The organism is Synechococcus sp. JA-3-3Ab (assembly GCF_000013205.1).
GTDB lineage: Bacteria > Cyanobacteriota > Cyanobacteriia > Thermostichales > Thermostichaceae > Thermostichus.
This window is the reverse complement of sequence record NC_007775.1, coordinates 2,121,960-2,135,632: the sequence shown is the minus strand read 5'-3', so window position 1 is coordinate 2,135,632 and position 13,673 is coordinate 2,121,960. Positions and strand designations below refer to the sequence as shown.

The 13,673-nt window shown below is 60.1% G+C and carries 14 protein-coding genes; 9 read left to right on the top strand and 5 right to left on the bottom strand.

Features of this window, described 5'->3' with window-relative positions; translation table 11 throughout:
* Positions 1–77 precede the first annotated feature (77 nt).
* The 8 genes from CYA_RS09985 (at position 78) to CYA_RS09950 (ending at position 6,155) form a co-directional block, all read left to right on the top strand.
* Positions 78–629 (top strand): ATP synthase subunit I, encoded by a 552-nt coding sequence (locus CYA_RS09985; RefSeq protein ID WP_228375272.1) that lies wholly within the window; start codon positions 78–80, stop codon positions 627–629.
* A gap of 5 nt (positions 630–634) precedes the next feature.
* The gene (gene atpB / locus CYA_RS09980; RefSeq protein ID WP_011430933.1) at positions 635–1,381 is read left to right on the top strand and encodes a F0F1 ATP synthase subunit A; all 747 of its coding nucleotides are present in this window, start codon (positions 635–637) and stop codon (positions 1,379–1,381) included.
* 229 nt (positions 1,382–1,610) lie between these two features.
* Positions 1,611–1,856 carry an ATP synthase F0 subunit C gene (gene atpE / locus CYA_RS09975; RefSeq protein ID WP_011430931.1) on the top strand — a complete coding sequence of 82 codons (246 nt, stop codon included), beginning with the start codon at positions 1,611–1,613 and terminating at the stop codon, positions 1,854–1,856.
* A 94-nt stretch (positions 1,857–1,950) separates the two neighbouring features.
* Positions 1,951–2,424, top strand: coding sequence for a F0F1 ATP synthase subunit B' (locus CYA_RS09970; protein ID WP_011430930.1), 474 nt, complete (start codon positions 1,951–1,953; stop codon positions 2,422–2,424).
* A 35-nt stretch (positions 2,425–2,459) separates the two neighbouring features.
* Positions 2,460–3,020, top strand: coding sequence for a F0F1 ATP synthase subunit B (locus CYA_RS09965; RefSeq protein ID WP_049749774.1), 561 nt, complete (start codon positions 2,460–2,462; stop codon positions 3,018–3,020).
* 16 nt (positions 3,021–3,036) lie between these two features.
* The gene (atpH, locus tag CYA_RS09960) at positions 3,037–3,585 is read left to right on the top strand and encodes an ATP synthase F1 subunit delta (RefSeq protein WP_011430928.1); all 549 of its coding nucleotides are present in this window, start codon (positions 3,037–3,039) and stop codon (positions 3,583–3,585) included.
* Positions 3,586–3,644: 59 nt separating this feature from the next.
* A complete protein-coding gene (atpA, locus tag CYA_RS09955; protein ID WP_011430927.1) occupies positions 3,645–5,165 on the top strand; it encodes a F0F1 ATP synthase subunit alpha in 1,521 nt (506 codons plus the stop codon).
* Positions 5,166–5,210: 45 nt separating this feature from the next.
* Positions 5,211–6,155, top strand: coding sequence for a F0F1 ATP synthase subunit gamma (locus tag CYA_RS09950; RefSeq protein WP_011430926.1), 945 nt, complete (start codon positions 5,211–5,213; stop codon positions 6,153–6,155).
* A 115-nt stretch (positions 6,156–6,270) separates the two neighbouring features.
* Here CYA_RS09950 and CYA_RS09945 read toward each other — a convergent pair whose 3' ends face one another.
* From CYA_RS09945 to CYA_RS09935, 3 genes are all read right to left on the bottom strand, one after another.
* A complete protein-coding gene (locus CYA_RS09945) occupies positions 6,271–7,992 on the bottom strand; it encodes an ABC transporter permease (RefSeq protein ID WP_011430925.1) in 1,722 nt (573 codons plus the stop codon).
* 167 nt (positions 7,993–8,159) lie between these two features.
* On the bottom strand, positions 8,160–8,444 hold the full coding sequence (locus CYA_RS14810) for an esterase-like activity of phytase family protein (RefSeq protein ID WP_148203203.1): 285 nt from the start codon (positions 8,442–8,444) through the stop codon (positions 8,160–8,162).
* 173 nt (positions 8,445–8,617) lie between these two features.
* On the bottom strand, positions 8,618–9,670 hold the full coding sequence (locus tag CYA_RS09935; protein ID WP_369781426.1) for a Fe(3+) ABC transporter substrate-binding protein: 1,053 nt from the start codon (positions 9,668–9,670) through the stop codon (positions 8,618–8,620).
* A gap of 406 nt (positions 9,671–10,076) precedes the next feature.
* On the opposite strand from CYA_RS09935, the gene CYA_RS09925 reads away from it, so the two are divergent.
* On the top strand, positions 10,077–12,269 hold the full coding sequence (locus CYA_RS09925; RefSeq protein WP_011430921.1) for an NAD-binding protein: 2,193 nt from the start codon (positions 10,077–10,079) through the stop codon (positions 12,267–12,269).
* On the opposite strand, the gene CYA_RS09920 is transcribed toward CYA_RS09925, so the two are convergent.
* Entirely contained in the window at positions 12,266–12,964 is a 699-nt protein-coding gene (locus CYA_RS09920; RefSeq protein ID WP_011430920.1) for a class I SAM-dependent methyltransferase, read from the bottom strand. The genes CYA_RS09925 and CYA_RS09920 overlap by 4 nt on opposite strands.
* Before the next feature lie 82 nt (positions 12,965–13,046).
* Complete coding sequence (locus CYA_RS09915) at positions 13,047–13,421, bottom strand: STAS domain-containing protein (RefSeq protein ID WP_011430919.1); 375 nt, start codon at positions 13,419–13,421, stop codon at positions 13,047–13,049.
* Positions 13,422–13,673 lie beyond the last annotated feature (252 nt).

The window sequence follows — 13,673 nt, the reverse complement described above, 5'->3', positions numbered from 1 at the left end:
CAACTCGTTAAGTATTGTTACTTAGTCGTGTTATTTTGGGTTAAGGCCAGATCCTCAGAGGTGGTGACCTCATTCCCATGGCACGTTCTTCCCGACTCCTCTCCCACAGTCCTGCCCGTTGGAAGGCGACCCCGTGGAAGCCTAAGCCTTTGCCGCCCCTGGAGGAGGCGGCGCCTCCGCCACAGCAGGAGGCGGGTCTGGGCTGCCAGAGTGCGTTGCAGCCGTCGCTTGCCCCGGGCAAAGCGGATTTGCGGGAGAAGGCGACAACGGCTGGCAGGAGCTATGAAGCACTGCAGCTATGGTTGGTGCTGGTCACCTTGGGGGTGAGCCTGGCCATTGCGGTGGGGGTGGCTTTGGTTTACTCGCCGGCGGTGGCTGCCAATTATTTGCTGGGGGCAATCGTCGGCGTAGTCTATCTGCGCATGCTGGGCCGCGGCGTCGCGGAACTGGGCAAAAGTCGCAGCCGACTGGGGGTAACGCGTTTGGCTTTGTTTGTCGGGCTAATCGTCCTGGCCACCCAGGTGAAGTCTTTGCAGATTTTGCCCATTTTCTTGGGGTTCATGACCTACAAGGTCACCCTGCTGATTTATCTTGTTCAGACCTTGACCCGTTTATCTTCTTCTGCGTGATGCTCATGAACCTGTTCTTCTCCGCTCCTCCTCTGGTAGCAGAACTTGAGGTTGGTCATCACCTTTACTGGCACCTGGGCAAATTTACGGTTCACGGGCAAGTTTTGATTGCCAGTTGGATTGCCATCGCCCTGATCTTGACCGTGGTGCTGTTGGGGACTCGTCAACTGCAGCGGGAGCCCGCTGGTCTGCAAAACTTTATCGAGTACACCCTGGAGTTTGTCCAAAGCATTGCCCGTGCCCAGATTGGTGAGAAAAACTTCCGGCCCTGGGTGCCCTACGTTGGCACCTTGTTCCTGTTTATTTTTGTCTCCAACTGGATGGGCAATCTCTTCCCCTGGAAGTTGATTCCCCTGCCGGAAGGAGAGCTGGCCTCTCCCACCAACGACATCAACACCACCGCCGGCTTGGCGCTGCTCACCAGCGTCATGTATTTCGTGGCCGGTATCAGCAAGCGAGGGCTGTCTTACTTTAAGAAGTACATCGAGCCCACGCCAGTTCTGTTGCCCATCAACGTCCTGGAAGACTTCACCAAGCCCCTCTCCCTGAGTTTCCGTCTGTTCGGCAACATCTTGGCAGAAGAGCTGGTGATTGCGGTGTTGGTGTTGCTGGTGCCGTTGTTGATCCCGGTGCCGGTGATGATCCTATTTCTGTTTACGGGGGCCATTCAGGCTTTGATCTTCTCCACCCTCTCGGCCGCTTACATTGGAGAGGCGCTGGAAGGTCATGGGGGTGGGGATCACCACGATTGACCTGCGGAGGGAAGGTGGGGACTTCTACTCAGTTCAACGCCCCCTCTCCTTCAAAGGTCGTCGCAAGGGATCCCTTCTCTGGTAAGGTTTGTTGGGGCCGAGGGCTTGAGCCTGGAGGCCGCCGACAAAGAGGCGATCGGCTCGACTACTCCGGTCAGATCACCTCAAGCTCAAGACGCTGTTGCGTTCGTGTCAACATCTGTTTTGTAACGACAAGGAGCATCTTGCTATGGATCCGTTAACCTCTGCTGCTTCTGTGTTGTCTGCCGCTCTGGCAATTGGCCTGGGATCCCTGGGCCCGGGTCTGGGCCAGGGGAATGCTGCTGCCGCTGCCATGGAGGGGCTGGCCCGTCAGCCGGAAGCAGAAGACAAAATCCGCGGCAACCTGTTGGTTAGCCTGGCCTTCATGGAAGCCCTGACCATCTATGGCCTGGTGGTGGCGCTGGTGCTCTTGTTCGCCAACCCCTTCGCCTGATGTCTCTGGGGGCGGCCCGGATCAATAGCTCTGTTGCGCCGGTTCGCCCCCTGCCTTGTTCGATGTTGGATCCCGTTTCTGTTGGTGCGGCCCCATGATCTGTTCAACCCTGTTGGCCGTTGAAGCTGCCGAGAAAAATGGCCTCTTCGATCTCGACGCCACCTTGCCCATCATTGCCGTCCAATTTCTGTTGCTGGTGGCCGTGCTCAACTCCCTCTTCTACGAGCCGGTTACTCGGGTTATCGACAGCCGCAACGACTACATCCGCACCACCCAGGCGGAGGCCCAGGAGCGGCTGGACAAGGCGATGGCCCTGACCCGCCAGTACGAGGCTGAGATCGGCCAGGCCCGCCTCCAGGCGCAGCAGGTGATCGCCGAGGCGGAAGCGGCTGCGGCCCGTATCCGTTCGGAGAAGCTGGCGGCGGCCCAGGCGGAGATCCAAGCTAAGCTGGAGGCGGCGCGGCGGCAAATCGAGCAGGAAAAGCAGACGGCGCTCGAACAACTGCAGCAGCAAGTGGATGCCATTGCCGCCCAGATCACCGAGAAGCTGTTGGGCAGCGCCCGTTAAGTGGCCAGTTGAACATTCCTTTGGAGTAGCGCGTGATGCTGGTGTGGAGCCTTGTGCCCGCTTGGCTTTTGGCCGTTGCCGAGCCGGTGACGGAAGCCACTGAGGGTTCTGCAGAAAAGGGGATCCTGGATGCGATTCTGGAAAGCAACTTAATCAACATCGCCATCATCCTCAGCCTGCTGTACATTTTGGGCCGCCGGGTGGTGGGGGAAGCTCTGGCCAAACGGCGAGAAGGCATCCTCGAGGAGCTGCGCCAGGCGGAGCAGCGCAAGCAGGAGGCGATCGAGAGGCTGGCGGAGGAGCAGCAAAAGCTGGCGCAGGCTCAGCAGGAGGCGGAGCGCATTCGCAAACAGGCGGAGGCCAATGCGGAAGCCCGCCGGCAGGAGCTGTTGCAGCAGGCGGAGCGGGAGATCGAGCGGCTGCGCGCCAACGCCGAAAGGGATCTCTCTGCCGAACAAGAGCAAATTCTCCAGGAGCTGCGCCGCCAGATCGTGCGCCAAGCCCTGAGCAAGGTGGAGCAGGAGCTGCCGCAACACCTCAACGAGCAGGTGCACCAGCGCCTGATTGAACGGGGGATCCAGATGATTGCCCGCTAGGAGGAAAGGGGAAGTTATGATCAGCAGCACCATGGCCGCCAGAGTGGTGGATCCCTACGCCGAAGCCCTTGTTTCGCTGGCCTCTGCGCAGGGATTATTGGATACCTTTGAGGCCGACATCCGTTTCATTGCCGCGGTTGTGCAGGCCACGCCGGAGCTGGGCCAATTCCTCGCCAGTCCCCTGGTCAAGGCGGAAGCCAAGAAAAACCTGTTGCAGCAGGTGTTTGCCGACCAGATCCACCCGCTGCTGCTGAACGCGCTCAAGCTGTTGAGCGACCGTCGCCGTATTATGTTCCTCGGGGCCGTCTGCCAGCGGTTCTTGGAGCTGCAGCGGAAGCTCAAAAATATCGTCCTGGCCGAGGTGACCACAGCGGTACCTTTGACCGAGGCGCAACAGCAGTCGATCCGCGAGCGGGTGAGGGACTTCACACAAGCCAGCGGCGTGGAGCTCCAGACCAGCCAAGATCCCACGTTGCTGGGTGGAGTGATCATTAAGATTGGATCCCAGGTGATCGACCTTAGCCTGCGCGGCCAGTTGCGCCGGCTGGCGCTGCAGTTAGCCTAGATTGGCCGAGCGTTTTTCCTTAATTTTGGATCCCTTCCCATTCCCTCGAGAGGACTGCCATGCCTACAATTCGCCCAGACGAGATCAGCACCATCATCAAGCAACAGATCGAACAGTACAACCAGGAGATGCAGATCTCCAATGTCGGCACCGTCCTGCAGGTGGGGGACGGCATTGCCCGCATCTACGGCTTGGAGAAGGTGATGGCCAGCGAGCTACTGGAGTTCGAGGATGGCACGGTGGGCATTGCCCTCAACCTGGAGGAAGACAACGTCGGCGCGGTGCTGATCGGCTCCGGGCGCAACATCCAAGAAGGATCTATCGTCAAAGCCACGGGCAGGATTGCCAGCATCCCGGTGGGAGAAGCCCTGCTGGGCCGCGTGGTGGATCCCCTCTGCAATCCCATCGATGGCAAAGGGCCGATTCACTGCACCGAGACGCGCCTCATTGAGTCGCCGGCCCCTGGCATCGTCGATCGCCGCTCCGTCTACGAGCCCCTGCAGACTGGCATCACCGCCATCGATGCCCTGATCCCCATCGGGCGGGGCCAGCGGGAGCTGATCATCGGCGACCGCCAAACCGGCAAGACCACCCTTGCTGTCGACACCATCCTCAACCAAAAAGGACAGGATGTCATTTGCATCTATGTGGCCATCGGCCAGAAGCAGAGCAATATCGCCCAGGTGGTGAACATCCTGAGCGAGCGAGGGGCGATGGACTACAGCATTGTGGTGGCTGCCGGCGCCGACAGCCCGGCCCCGCTGCAGTGGCTGGCCCCCTATTGCGGCGCCACCATCGCCGAGTACTTCATGTACCAGGGCAAGCATACCCTGGTGGTCTACGACGATCTGTCCAAGCAGGCGGTGGCCTACCGGCAGATGTCGCTGCTGTTGCGGCGCCCACCTGGACGGGAAGCCTACCCAGGAGATGTGTTCTATCTGCACTCGCGCCTGCTGGAGCGGGCCGCCAAGCTGAACAGCCGGCTGGGCGAGGGATCCATGACGGCGCTGCCGATTGTGGAAACCCAGGCCAACGACGTGTCGGCCTATATTCCCACCAACGTTATCTCCATTACCGATGGGCAGATCTTCCTGGAGTCGGATCTGTTCAACGCCGGCATTCGCCCGGCCATCAACGTCGGCATCTCTGTCAGCCGCGTCGGCTCGGCAGCCCAGACCAAGGCGATGAAGAAAGTGGCCGGCTCGATCAAGGTGGAACTGGCGCAATATCGCGACCTGGAAGCCTTTGCCCAATTTGCCTCCGACCTGGACGAAGCTACACAGAAGCAACTGGCCCGCGGCCAACGGCTGCAGGAGATCCTCAAGCAGCCGCAGTACTCGCCCCTGTCTTTGGATCAGCAGGTGGCCATCATCTACGCCGGGACGCGGGGGTATTTGGACGACATTCCGGTGGAGAAAGTCTCCAGCTTTAAGCAGGGCCTGCTGTCCTACTTGGGCACCGCCCATCCCAAGTATGGCGAGATCGTTCTCTCCACCAAGCAGCTTACCGACGAGGCGGAAGAGATCTTGAAAACCGCCATCGCGGAGTTCAAGCAAAGCTTCCTGGCCAAGGCGGCCTAGTTGCCGGGGATCCCCATCCAGTGACCACAGCAGAGAGGATCGGTTATGGCAAACCTAAAGCGGATTCGCGACCGCATCAAGGCGGTGAAGAACACCCGCAAGATTACAGAGGCCATGCGCCTGGTGGCCGCGGCGCGGGTGCGACGGGCTCAGGAGCAGGTGATGGCCACCCGTCCCTTTGCCGATCGCCTGGCCCAGGTTTTCTACCGCCTGCAGACGCGGTTGCGGCTGGAGGATGTCGACCTGCCCCTGCTGAAGCAGCGGCCCATTGAGACCGTGGGCCTATTGGTGGTGGCCGGGGATCGGGGCCTGTGCGGCGCTTACAATGCCAACGTTATCAAGCGCACCGAGGAGCGGGTGCGCGAGCTGCAGGAGACGGGGCAGCAGGTGCGGCTTTACCTGGTGGGCCGCAAGGCGGTGCAGTATTTTCAGCGCCGCTCTGCCCCCATCGCCAAGACCTACGTGAATCTGTCCCAGATCCCCACTGCCGCTGAAGCTGCTCAAATTGGGGATGAGCTGCTCTCCGCTTTCCTCTCCGAGAAGGTGGATAAGGTGGAGCTCATCTACACTCGCTTTGTCTCGCTGATTAGCTCGCGGCCAGTGGTCCAGTCGCTGCTTCCTCTGGATCCCACGCGCCTGGCTGCCCGCGACGACGAGATTTTTAACCTTCTGGTGCGCGGGGGAGAGTTCACCGTCGAGCGCAGCAAGATCGTGGCTGCTGTTTCCGCTCCGCCGCCGGACATGATCTTCGAGCAGGATCCGGTGCAGATTTTGGACGCGCTGCTGCCGCTGTACTTGAATAACCAGTTGTTGCGGGCTTTGCAGGAAGCAGCGGCCAGCGAGTTGGCGGCCCGCATGACGGCCATGAGCAACGCCAGCGACAACGCCACCGAGCTTATCCGCACACTGGGCCTTGCCTACAACAAAGCTCGGCAGGCGGCCATCACTCAGGAGATCCTGGAGGTAGTTGCCGGGGCTGAGGCCCTGTAAACTTCCCTCCAGTGACCCACTCCTGCACTCAAGCTGACGCATAGAGGGCAGCCTTCTCTAGCCCAGAAAAGCCAAGCGCCTCGCGCCGCGACCCTCACCCCCAACCCCTCTCCCTCTAGGAGAGGGGAGTAGGGAGACGTTTCATTTCATTTGAGGAGCCTAGATTGCGTCGCTGGGCTATCTGGGCGTTGAGCAGGATCACCGGCAAAATCCCCACCAGGACAATCGCCAAGGCAGGAGCGCCGGCCTCGGCCAGCCGTTCGTCGGCAGCCATGCGGTAGGTGTGGACGGCCAAGGTATCGAAGTTGAAGGGGCGTAGCACCATCGTTGCCGGCAGCTCCTTCATTACATCCACAAACACCAGCAGCATCGCCGCCAGGATCCCGCCTCCCATCAGGGGCAGGTGCACCCGTAGCAAGGTGCCCAGGGATCCCTGCCCCAAGCTGCGGGCTGCTTCATCCAGGCTGGGAGGAATGCGCGCTAGCGTCGCCTCGACCGTGGCCAGGGCAACGGCCAAAAAGCGCACCAGGTAGCCAAACACCAACGCCACAATGGTGCCGCTGATCACCAAGCCGGGCGGCTGTTGCAGTACCACCTGCCGCAAGTCGCTCAGCAGTTGATCCAGCCGCCCTAGGGGAATCAGAACCCCCACCGCGATCACCACCCCGGGCAGCGCGTAGCCCAGAGAAGACAGCCGCACCGCCAGCCGCAGGCCCCGGACAGATCTCGCCTGCTCGAACCCTTGCAGCCGCAAACCGTACAGCACCACCACCGCCACCAAGACGGCAATCACCGCCGTGATCGTCGAGAGGAGAAAACTGTTCTGGGCGTAGCTCCAAAAGCGGCGGCCCAACTCTCCCTGGCGCAGAGTCATGTTGAGCAGGATCAGGGCCGGCACGACAAAGCCCAGCTCAATCGGGATCCCACAGGCCAGCCACGCCCCCACCGCCCGCATCCCCTGCAGACGGTAGCGGGTGAGGGACGGCTTGAACCCTTGGCGATAGTAGCGCGCCCGCCGGCGGGAAAATTGCTCCAGGGCCATCAGCAGCAGCACCAACAGCAGCAGCAGCGCCGAGAGCTGGGCGGCAGCCACCGGATTGCCCAAGGCCGTCCAGGTGCGGTAGATGCCGGTGGTAAAGGTATCGACCCCAAAGTAGCTGACCGTCCCAAAGTCGTTCAAGGTCTCCATCAAAGCCAGCAGACAGCCGGCCACGATCCCCGGCCGCGCCAGCGGCAAGGCCACTCGGAAAAAGCTGGCCCACGGCCCATAGCCCAAGGAGCGGCTCACCTCCAAACAGGCCACCGACTGTTCCTGGAAGGCCAGCCGCGCCGAGAGATACACATAGGGGTAAAGAGTGAGGACGAGCAGCAGGATCGCCCCCCACAAGGAGCGAATGTTAGGGAACCAGTAGTCGCCGATGCCCCAGCCGGTGACCCGCCGCAGCCAGATCTGGAAGCCGCCGGTTACTTGCAAAAAGTCCGTGTAGGCGTAGGCCAACACATAAGTAGGAGCTGCCAGGGGCAACACCAGCATCCACTCCAGCCAGGCCCGCCCCCAAAACTCGCACATCGTCACCAGCCAGGCGGTGCCGCTGCCGACCAGGATAACGCCCACTGCCACACCCACCATCATCACCAGGGTATTGCGCACATATAGCCCCAAGACCGTGTCGGCCAGGTGCTGCCAAACCTGCCGCTCGTCCGCAAAAAGGCTGAGCAACACCGTAAGGACAGGAACGAGAATGAGACCGCTGAGGGTCAGAGTCAGAAGCGCCCAGCCGTTCAGAGGAAAGAAGCCACTTCCCGGCAGAGATTTGCTCAACAACTTCAACCTCATCTCTTTGTCCATCTCAACAGGCGGGAGCTACCTCTTGAGCAACTCCTGGGGAAGAAAAGGGGATCCTCCAGGGATCCCCAACCAAGTTTTCTCTCAAAACAAGCTCTTGGGCAGCTTAACGAAATAAACGATGTTCTCGTCTTGCTTGTTACAAGCATAGTTTTTTCTTAAACCGCGCCCTTTTCCGAGACGATGCCAAAGTCGTCGTCGTTAACTATCGCTAGGGTAGTTAAGTTGAGAATGGCCAACCCCTCGGGCTTGTCGTGGGGATAATTGGGGATCGACATAATGTCAAATACTTCTTCTTTGTTTTCTGTGGTCAAAAGCAGATCCCGCTTTGGAACAGGAGCCTTTTCGGGAAGGTTTTCAATTGCCTTTGCCGGGCTATTGGTGTAGAAAGAAGTTAAAGAAAGCAGGAGCAAGAACAAGCCTGCTTTTCGCAGTTGTTTCATTTGGCAAACCTCCAGAAGCTTTTGATAAAGAAAGACAGGACGCCTGAGCGGCCTCGAACGGAAGCAACGCCGTCCTAGAGTATCGACGCTTGGCCAAGAACCGTCAAGCTGCTTAACGTTCACGGCGTCAAGCAATGAAAGGCTGCACTCAGGGCCTGTCCTGGAGGCCTGATCTACTTCCAACCGGCCCGATCCATTACCTTTAGGGCATCAGGGGTGACGCGGCCAATGCTGGCGGCGTTGATCGTATCTTCCTTAAAGGTGCCAAAGCTGGCCACCACCGAGTCGATCTCAGCCCCCGGCAGCACCGGGTACTCGTTGTTGCTTTGGGCAAAGATAGCCTGCGCTTCTGGGCCGGAGAGGAACTCCAGAAACTGGATGGCCGCCTCTTTGTTGGGAGCAGTTTTCAAAATTCCGGCGCCGCTGATGTTGACGTGCGTGCCGCGATCTTCTTGGTTGGGGAAGAAGACGCCCACCTTTTCCGCTACGGCCCGATCTTCAGGATTGTCGGATTTGATCAAGCGCGCCAGGTAGTAGGTGTTGGCTAAGGCTACATCCCCCACGCCAGCAGCTACGGCTTTGATCTGATCGATGTCTCCCCCTTCCGGCGGGCGGGCAAAGTTGGCCACTAGGCCGCGGGCCCACTTTTCGGTTTCCGGGATCCCGTGGGCCAAGATGATCGAGGCCGTCAGAGATTGGCTGTACACATTGCTGGAGGAGCGGGTGAGCACCTTGCCCCGCCACTTGGGGTTGGCCAGATCTTCGTAGGTGGAGAGCTCCTTGGGATCCACCTTGTCTTTGTTGTACATGATCACCCGCGCCCGCTTGGTGAGGCCAAACCAGTACCCCTCTGGATCCCGCAGAGACTCGGGAATATTTTTGGAGAGCGTCTCCGACTGGATGGGTTGAAACAAGCCCTCGTTCTGAGCGCGCCACAACCGGGCAACATCCACCGTCATGAAGATGTCGGCGGGGCTGTTGGAGCCCTCGCTGCGGATGCGCTGGACGATCTCATCGGCGTTGCCCTGCACCCAGTTCACCGTAATGCCCGTTTTCTGCTTGAAGAGGTCGTACAATTTTTCGTCTGTGCCGTAGTGCCGAGAGGTGTAGAGGTTCACCTCCCGGTTGGCGCCGCGGGCCGGACGCCCCAACGAGCCTGCCGCCAAGGCTACAGAGCCCAGAGCGGCCCAGCTGACAAATTGCCGTCGCGATAAGCGCATACCCAACTCCTAAACTCAAAAACATTTCAAGAAAGGCTGCTGCATTGACCCAGTCAGCAATGCCTTTACCCGAGAAAGCACTTGAAAGTCCCTCCCCTGAAAGCAGGGGAGTTTTCCCAAATGCCGGCCTTTTGATCTTTGTCTAGGCCAAGCTTATTGAGATTTTTATTCAAGAACTTTGCTCTGGGGCAATGATAGAGGATCCTAAGTACCGAGTCAAGCTGTTGGGAGTTGTTCTCATCTTTGAACCGTTTGGCCTCAGATCCGCCAACTCTCGCTGGAAACAAGAGCCAAGGTCGCTCCTCATGCGGCTGGCCGGGCAAGGGGATCCCTTACTGGAATAGAATATTTTGGGTAGGTCGGGGTTTTAGAGCTGCCTTGGGTATAAAGGGAGCAGGGTGGATGGTGGAGTATGGTGGGCTCCCCTTCTCAAGGGCCGGATGAGCAACTGCAAGACAATGGCCGGGATCCAGGTGCTTTCCTCCTAGTCTGTGGCTACAACGACTTGGCAGCGTTGACGCTGCAGATTCTGGAAGACTTTGGACAGCGCGCGGTGGTGGTGGCTCCTGGCCCGCGGCCTTCTTTGTTAAAGGAACCGTGGCAATACGTAGAGGGGGATCCCCATCAGCCGGAGGTGCTGCGCCGGGCTGGGATCGAGCGGATCAAGGTGGCGCTGCTGCTGGAGGACAACGACCAGGCCAACTTCGAGCTGGCCCTCTTGATTCGAGATCTCAACCCGCAGGCGCGCATTGTCTCTCGTCTGTTTAACACCGGCCTTGCCCGCTACCTGGACTCGATTTTGCCGCAGCATTTTTCCCTATCGGTTGCCGGCTTAGCGGCTCCGGCCTTTGCCCTCAAGGCTGTCTCGGACGAATTTGTCGGCTACTTCGAGCTGCCCCAGTTGGAGGCTCAGCCGGCCACGCTGCCGCCGGAGCTGGCCGATCCGCTTTATTTGGGCGCCCCCCAAGAGACCACCCTCTGGAACGTGGTGGAGCTGACCATCGGCTACAACTCCCGTCTGCTGCACATGCCCCTCGCGGAACTGGAGGAAACCTTTGGGGCGCGGGTGCTGTTCCACTACCCGGTGGACGGGCTGTCCGACTTTTCCGAGTCTCGGGTTTTCGACGATTTCGACCACGAGGCAGAGCTGCTGGAGGGGGATCGCATTTTGGTGATCTGCGACCCCAGATCCTATCTGCAACTGTTGGAGCGCAACGGGCGGCGCGGCTCTTCGCGGGCCCAACGCTGGGCCAGCGGACAGGCGCAAGACAGGCGACAACAACGGCGAGGCAAGTCGTTCGGGCGGGGCCTCCTATCTTGGCTGCGCAGAAGCCTGCAGGGACTGCTGCAGGTCAAGCCCATCGTGCATACCCTCACCTTCACCTTGGGGGCGATGTTGGTGCTGGGGGTCATTAATTTCAGAATTATCGGCAAATCTGTGGTTGACGGGCTGCTGCTGACCATCGTGGTGTTGACAGGGGGGTATGGCGACATCGAGGCTTTTCAGCAGGCGGAGACGCCGCTGGGGGTGAAGGTGGTGGCGGTGGTCATGACCTTGGTGGGAGCTGCCCTGGTGGGGTTGATCTACGGGTTGGTGACCGACAAGTTGGTGAGCAGCCGCTTTGGCTTGGGCCGAGCCGCCCGTATGCCCAAAGCGGATCATGTGGTGATTGCCGGTTTGGGGCGGCTAAGCTACTTGGTGCTGCAGTTGTTGCGGCAGATGGGCTATGAGGTGGTGGTGGTGGAGCCCGACAGCGACAACCCTCTGGTGGAAGCGGCGGAACGGGAGGGGGCGGTGGTGATTCGGGGCAACTACGCTCTGGCCAGCACGCTGCAACAGGCTCGCATCCAAAGCAGCCGCTGCCTGATCTGCACGACGCCTGACGATCTCACCAACCTCGAGACCGCCCTGACCGCCCACAGCCTGCAACCGGGGATCCGCACCATCTTGCGGGTTACCGATCCCCAGGTGGCGGCGCGGATGCAGCGGCATCTGCAGACGCTGGGAACCAGCTACAGCACCACCGCCCTGGGGGCGCGCGCTTTTGCCACGGCAGCGCTGGTGGGATCCGTTTACGGCACCTTAACTTGGGAGGGGGAAACGCTGCTGGTGACGCTGCTGGAGGTCTCGCCTTCCAGCCCTTACCTGGGGCTGTCCCTGCGGCAACTGGCCCAGGATTACGACCTGGCAATTTTGCTGCATCACTCCCGACCGGGCCGGCCCTGTGTTTTCCCCAAGATCTGGCAGAAAGAGGGCGAGACGGTGTTGAAGCGGGGGGATCGCCTGTATGTGATGGGGACGGTGGGATCTCTGATTCGCCTGGCCCAGGGACGCCCTCTGCCGCCGGAGCTGTATCAAGTGCGCCTTTTGGAATGTCGCAACCCCTACTTTGAAGACGAGATCCTCTCCACCTTGGCGTTTTATGCGCGGCTGCCCAAGACGGCCCTGAAGCCGCTGTTGCGCTGTCTGCCGGCGGTGGTGAGCCCCCCTCTCCCCCGCGACAAGGCGATTAAGTTGGCCCGCCAACTGCGCAAAATGAGCACCGAGGTGCAGGTGTTTGCCCAGGTGCAGTCCGGCGAGCGGCGGATCCTTGAAGTCCTCTAGGGCTTTTCGGCCACAAGACGCACAAAGCGATTTTGCCCGTAGAGCTCCTGGGCCACGACTCTTAAACCAACCTTCTCCAACAGCCAGGCCAAGTCCTCGGCGCTGAAGCGGTTGTGCTCGTAGAAGTGGGTAAATTGATCCACCAAGGTATCTAGGGGGGTGTCCGGCTGAAACAGTTGGACCTCGGTGGCGGCATCGAAGTAGAGGCTGAGGGGGGCGCGCACCCAGTCCACTAGCAAAAATCGTCCCCCTGGCTTGAGTAGACGCCGCACCGCTTGCAACAGGCGCACCGGCTGCACCATCTCGTGGATCACCACCACCGCCTGGGCCGCGTCAACGCTGCTATCGGGCAGGGGCAAATGGGGATCGTGGAGGTCCGCTTGCAGCAGTTGGATGCCGGGGATGTCTTTGAGGTCGGCTTTAGCCCGCTCCAACATGTAGGGCATCAGATCTACGCCGATCAACTGTCCGCCGGGGTAGCGCTGGGCCCACTGCCGGAGGACATACCCCGGCCCCGTTCCCAGATCCAGCAGGCAGGGCGCAGCAGGCAAGCAAGGCTCAACGTGCTGCTGCCAAAACCGCCAAAAGGCCTCGTTGAAGCGCCCAGGAGCCGTGGCCAGCATGCGCTCGCAAAAGCTGGGGCCACGGTGGTGCTGGTAAAGAAGCTGAAAGGTATCGAGGCCGGTTTGGGGCATGGCTGAGCATTCTCAACGAATCCTGGGAACCAGGTCAGCAGCGCAGGAAGGGCATCGAAGCAAATCAAAAAGGAATGTCGGCCTAGCGAGCGGAAGAAGCGGTGGAGAAGTTGGCGATGCCCGTCTCTAGGTCGTCAAAACAGGTCAAGACCTTTTCCATGGAGGTGAGGCTGAGGACAAGGGAGACACTTTCGGGAACGCAACAGAGGCTGAGGTTGCCGCCGGCAGCCCGGCACTTGCGCAAGGCCGAGATCAGCACTCCCAGGCCGGAGCTATCCATAAAGGTAACCGCCGACATGTCGATCAACAGGTTGTGGTAGCCAAAATCCAAAACCTGCTGCAGCAACTGCCGGACTTCAGAAGCGGCTTTGGCGTCAAAGCGACCCTCTAAGGGCACGATTGCCAGCTTTTGCCCCTGGGGGGTTTCGGCAGTACGGATGCGCAGCTTAAAATCCATCGTTTCCAGTCAAGACCTCATGCCCCACCTTAGCACCATCGGTTGCTGCTATTACCCCCTCGGCAGGAAATCCCTCTTATGCAGAAAGAGAGGGTATCCCTCTTTGCCATGGCAATTTCCAACTGGTTGAGATTGTCTGCGGGGCCCAGCGTTGAGGCAGCTACCCTCACTTCCTCTTCAGACGGGGAGCAATCCCTCACCCCCTACCCCTCTCCCTTTGGGAGAGGGGAGCTAGCCGCTCCGCCTGCAGGC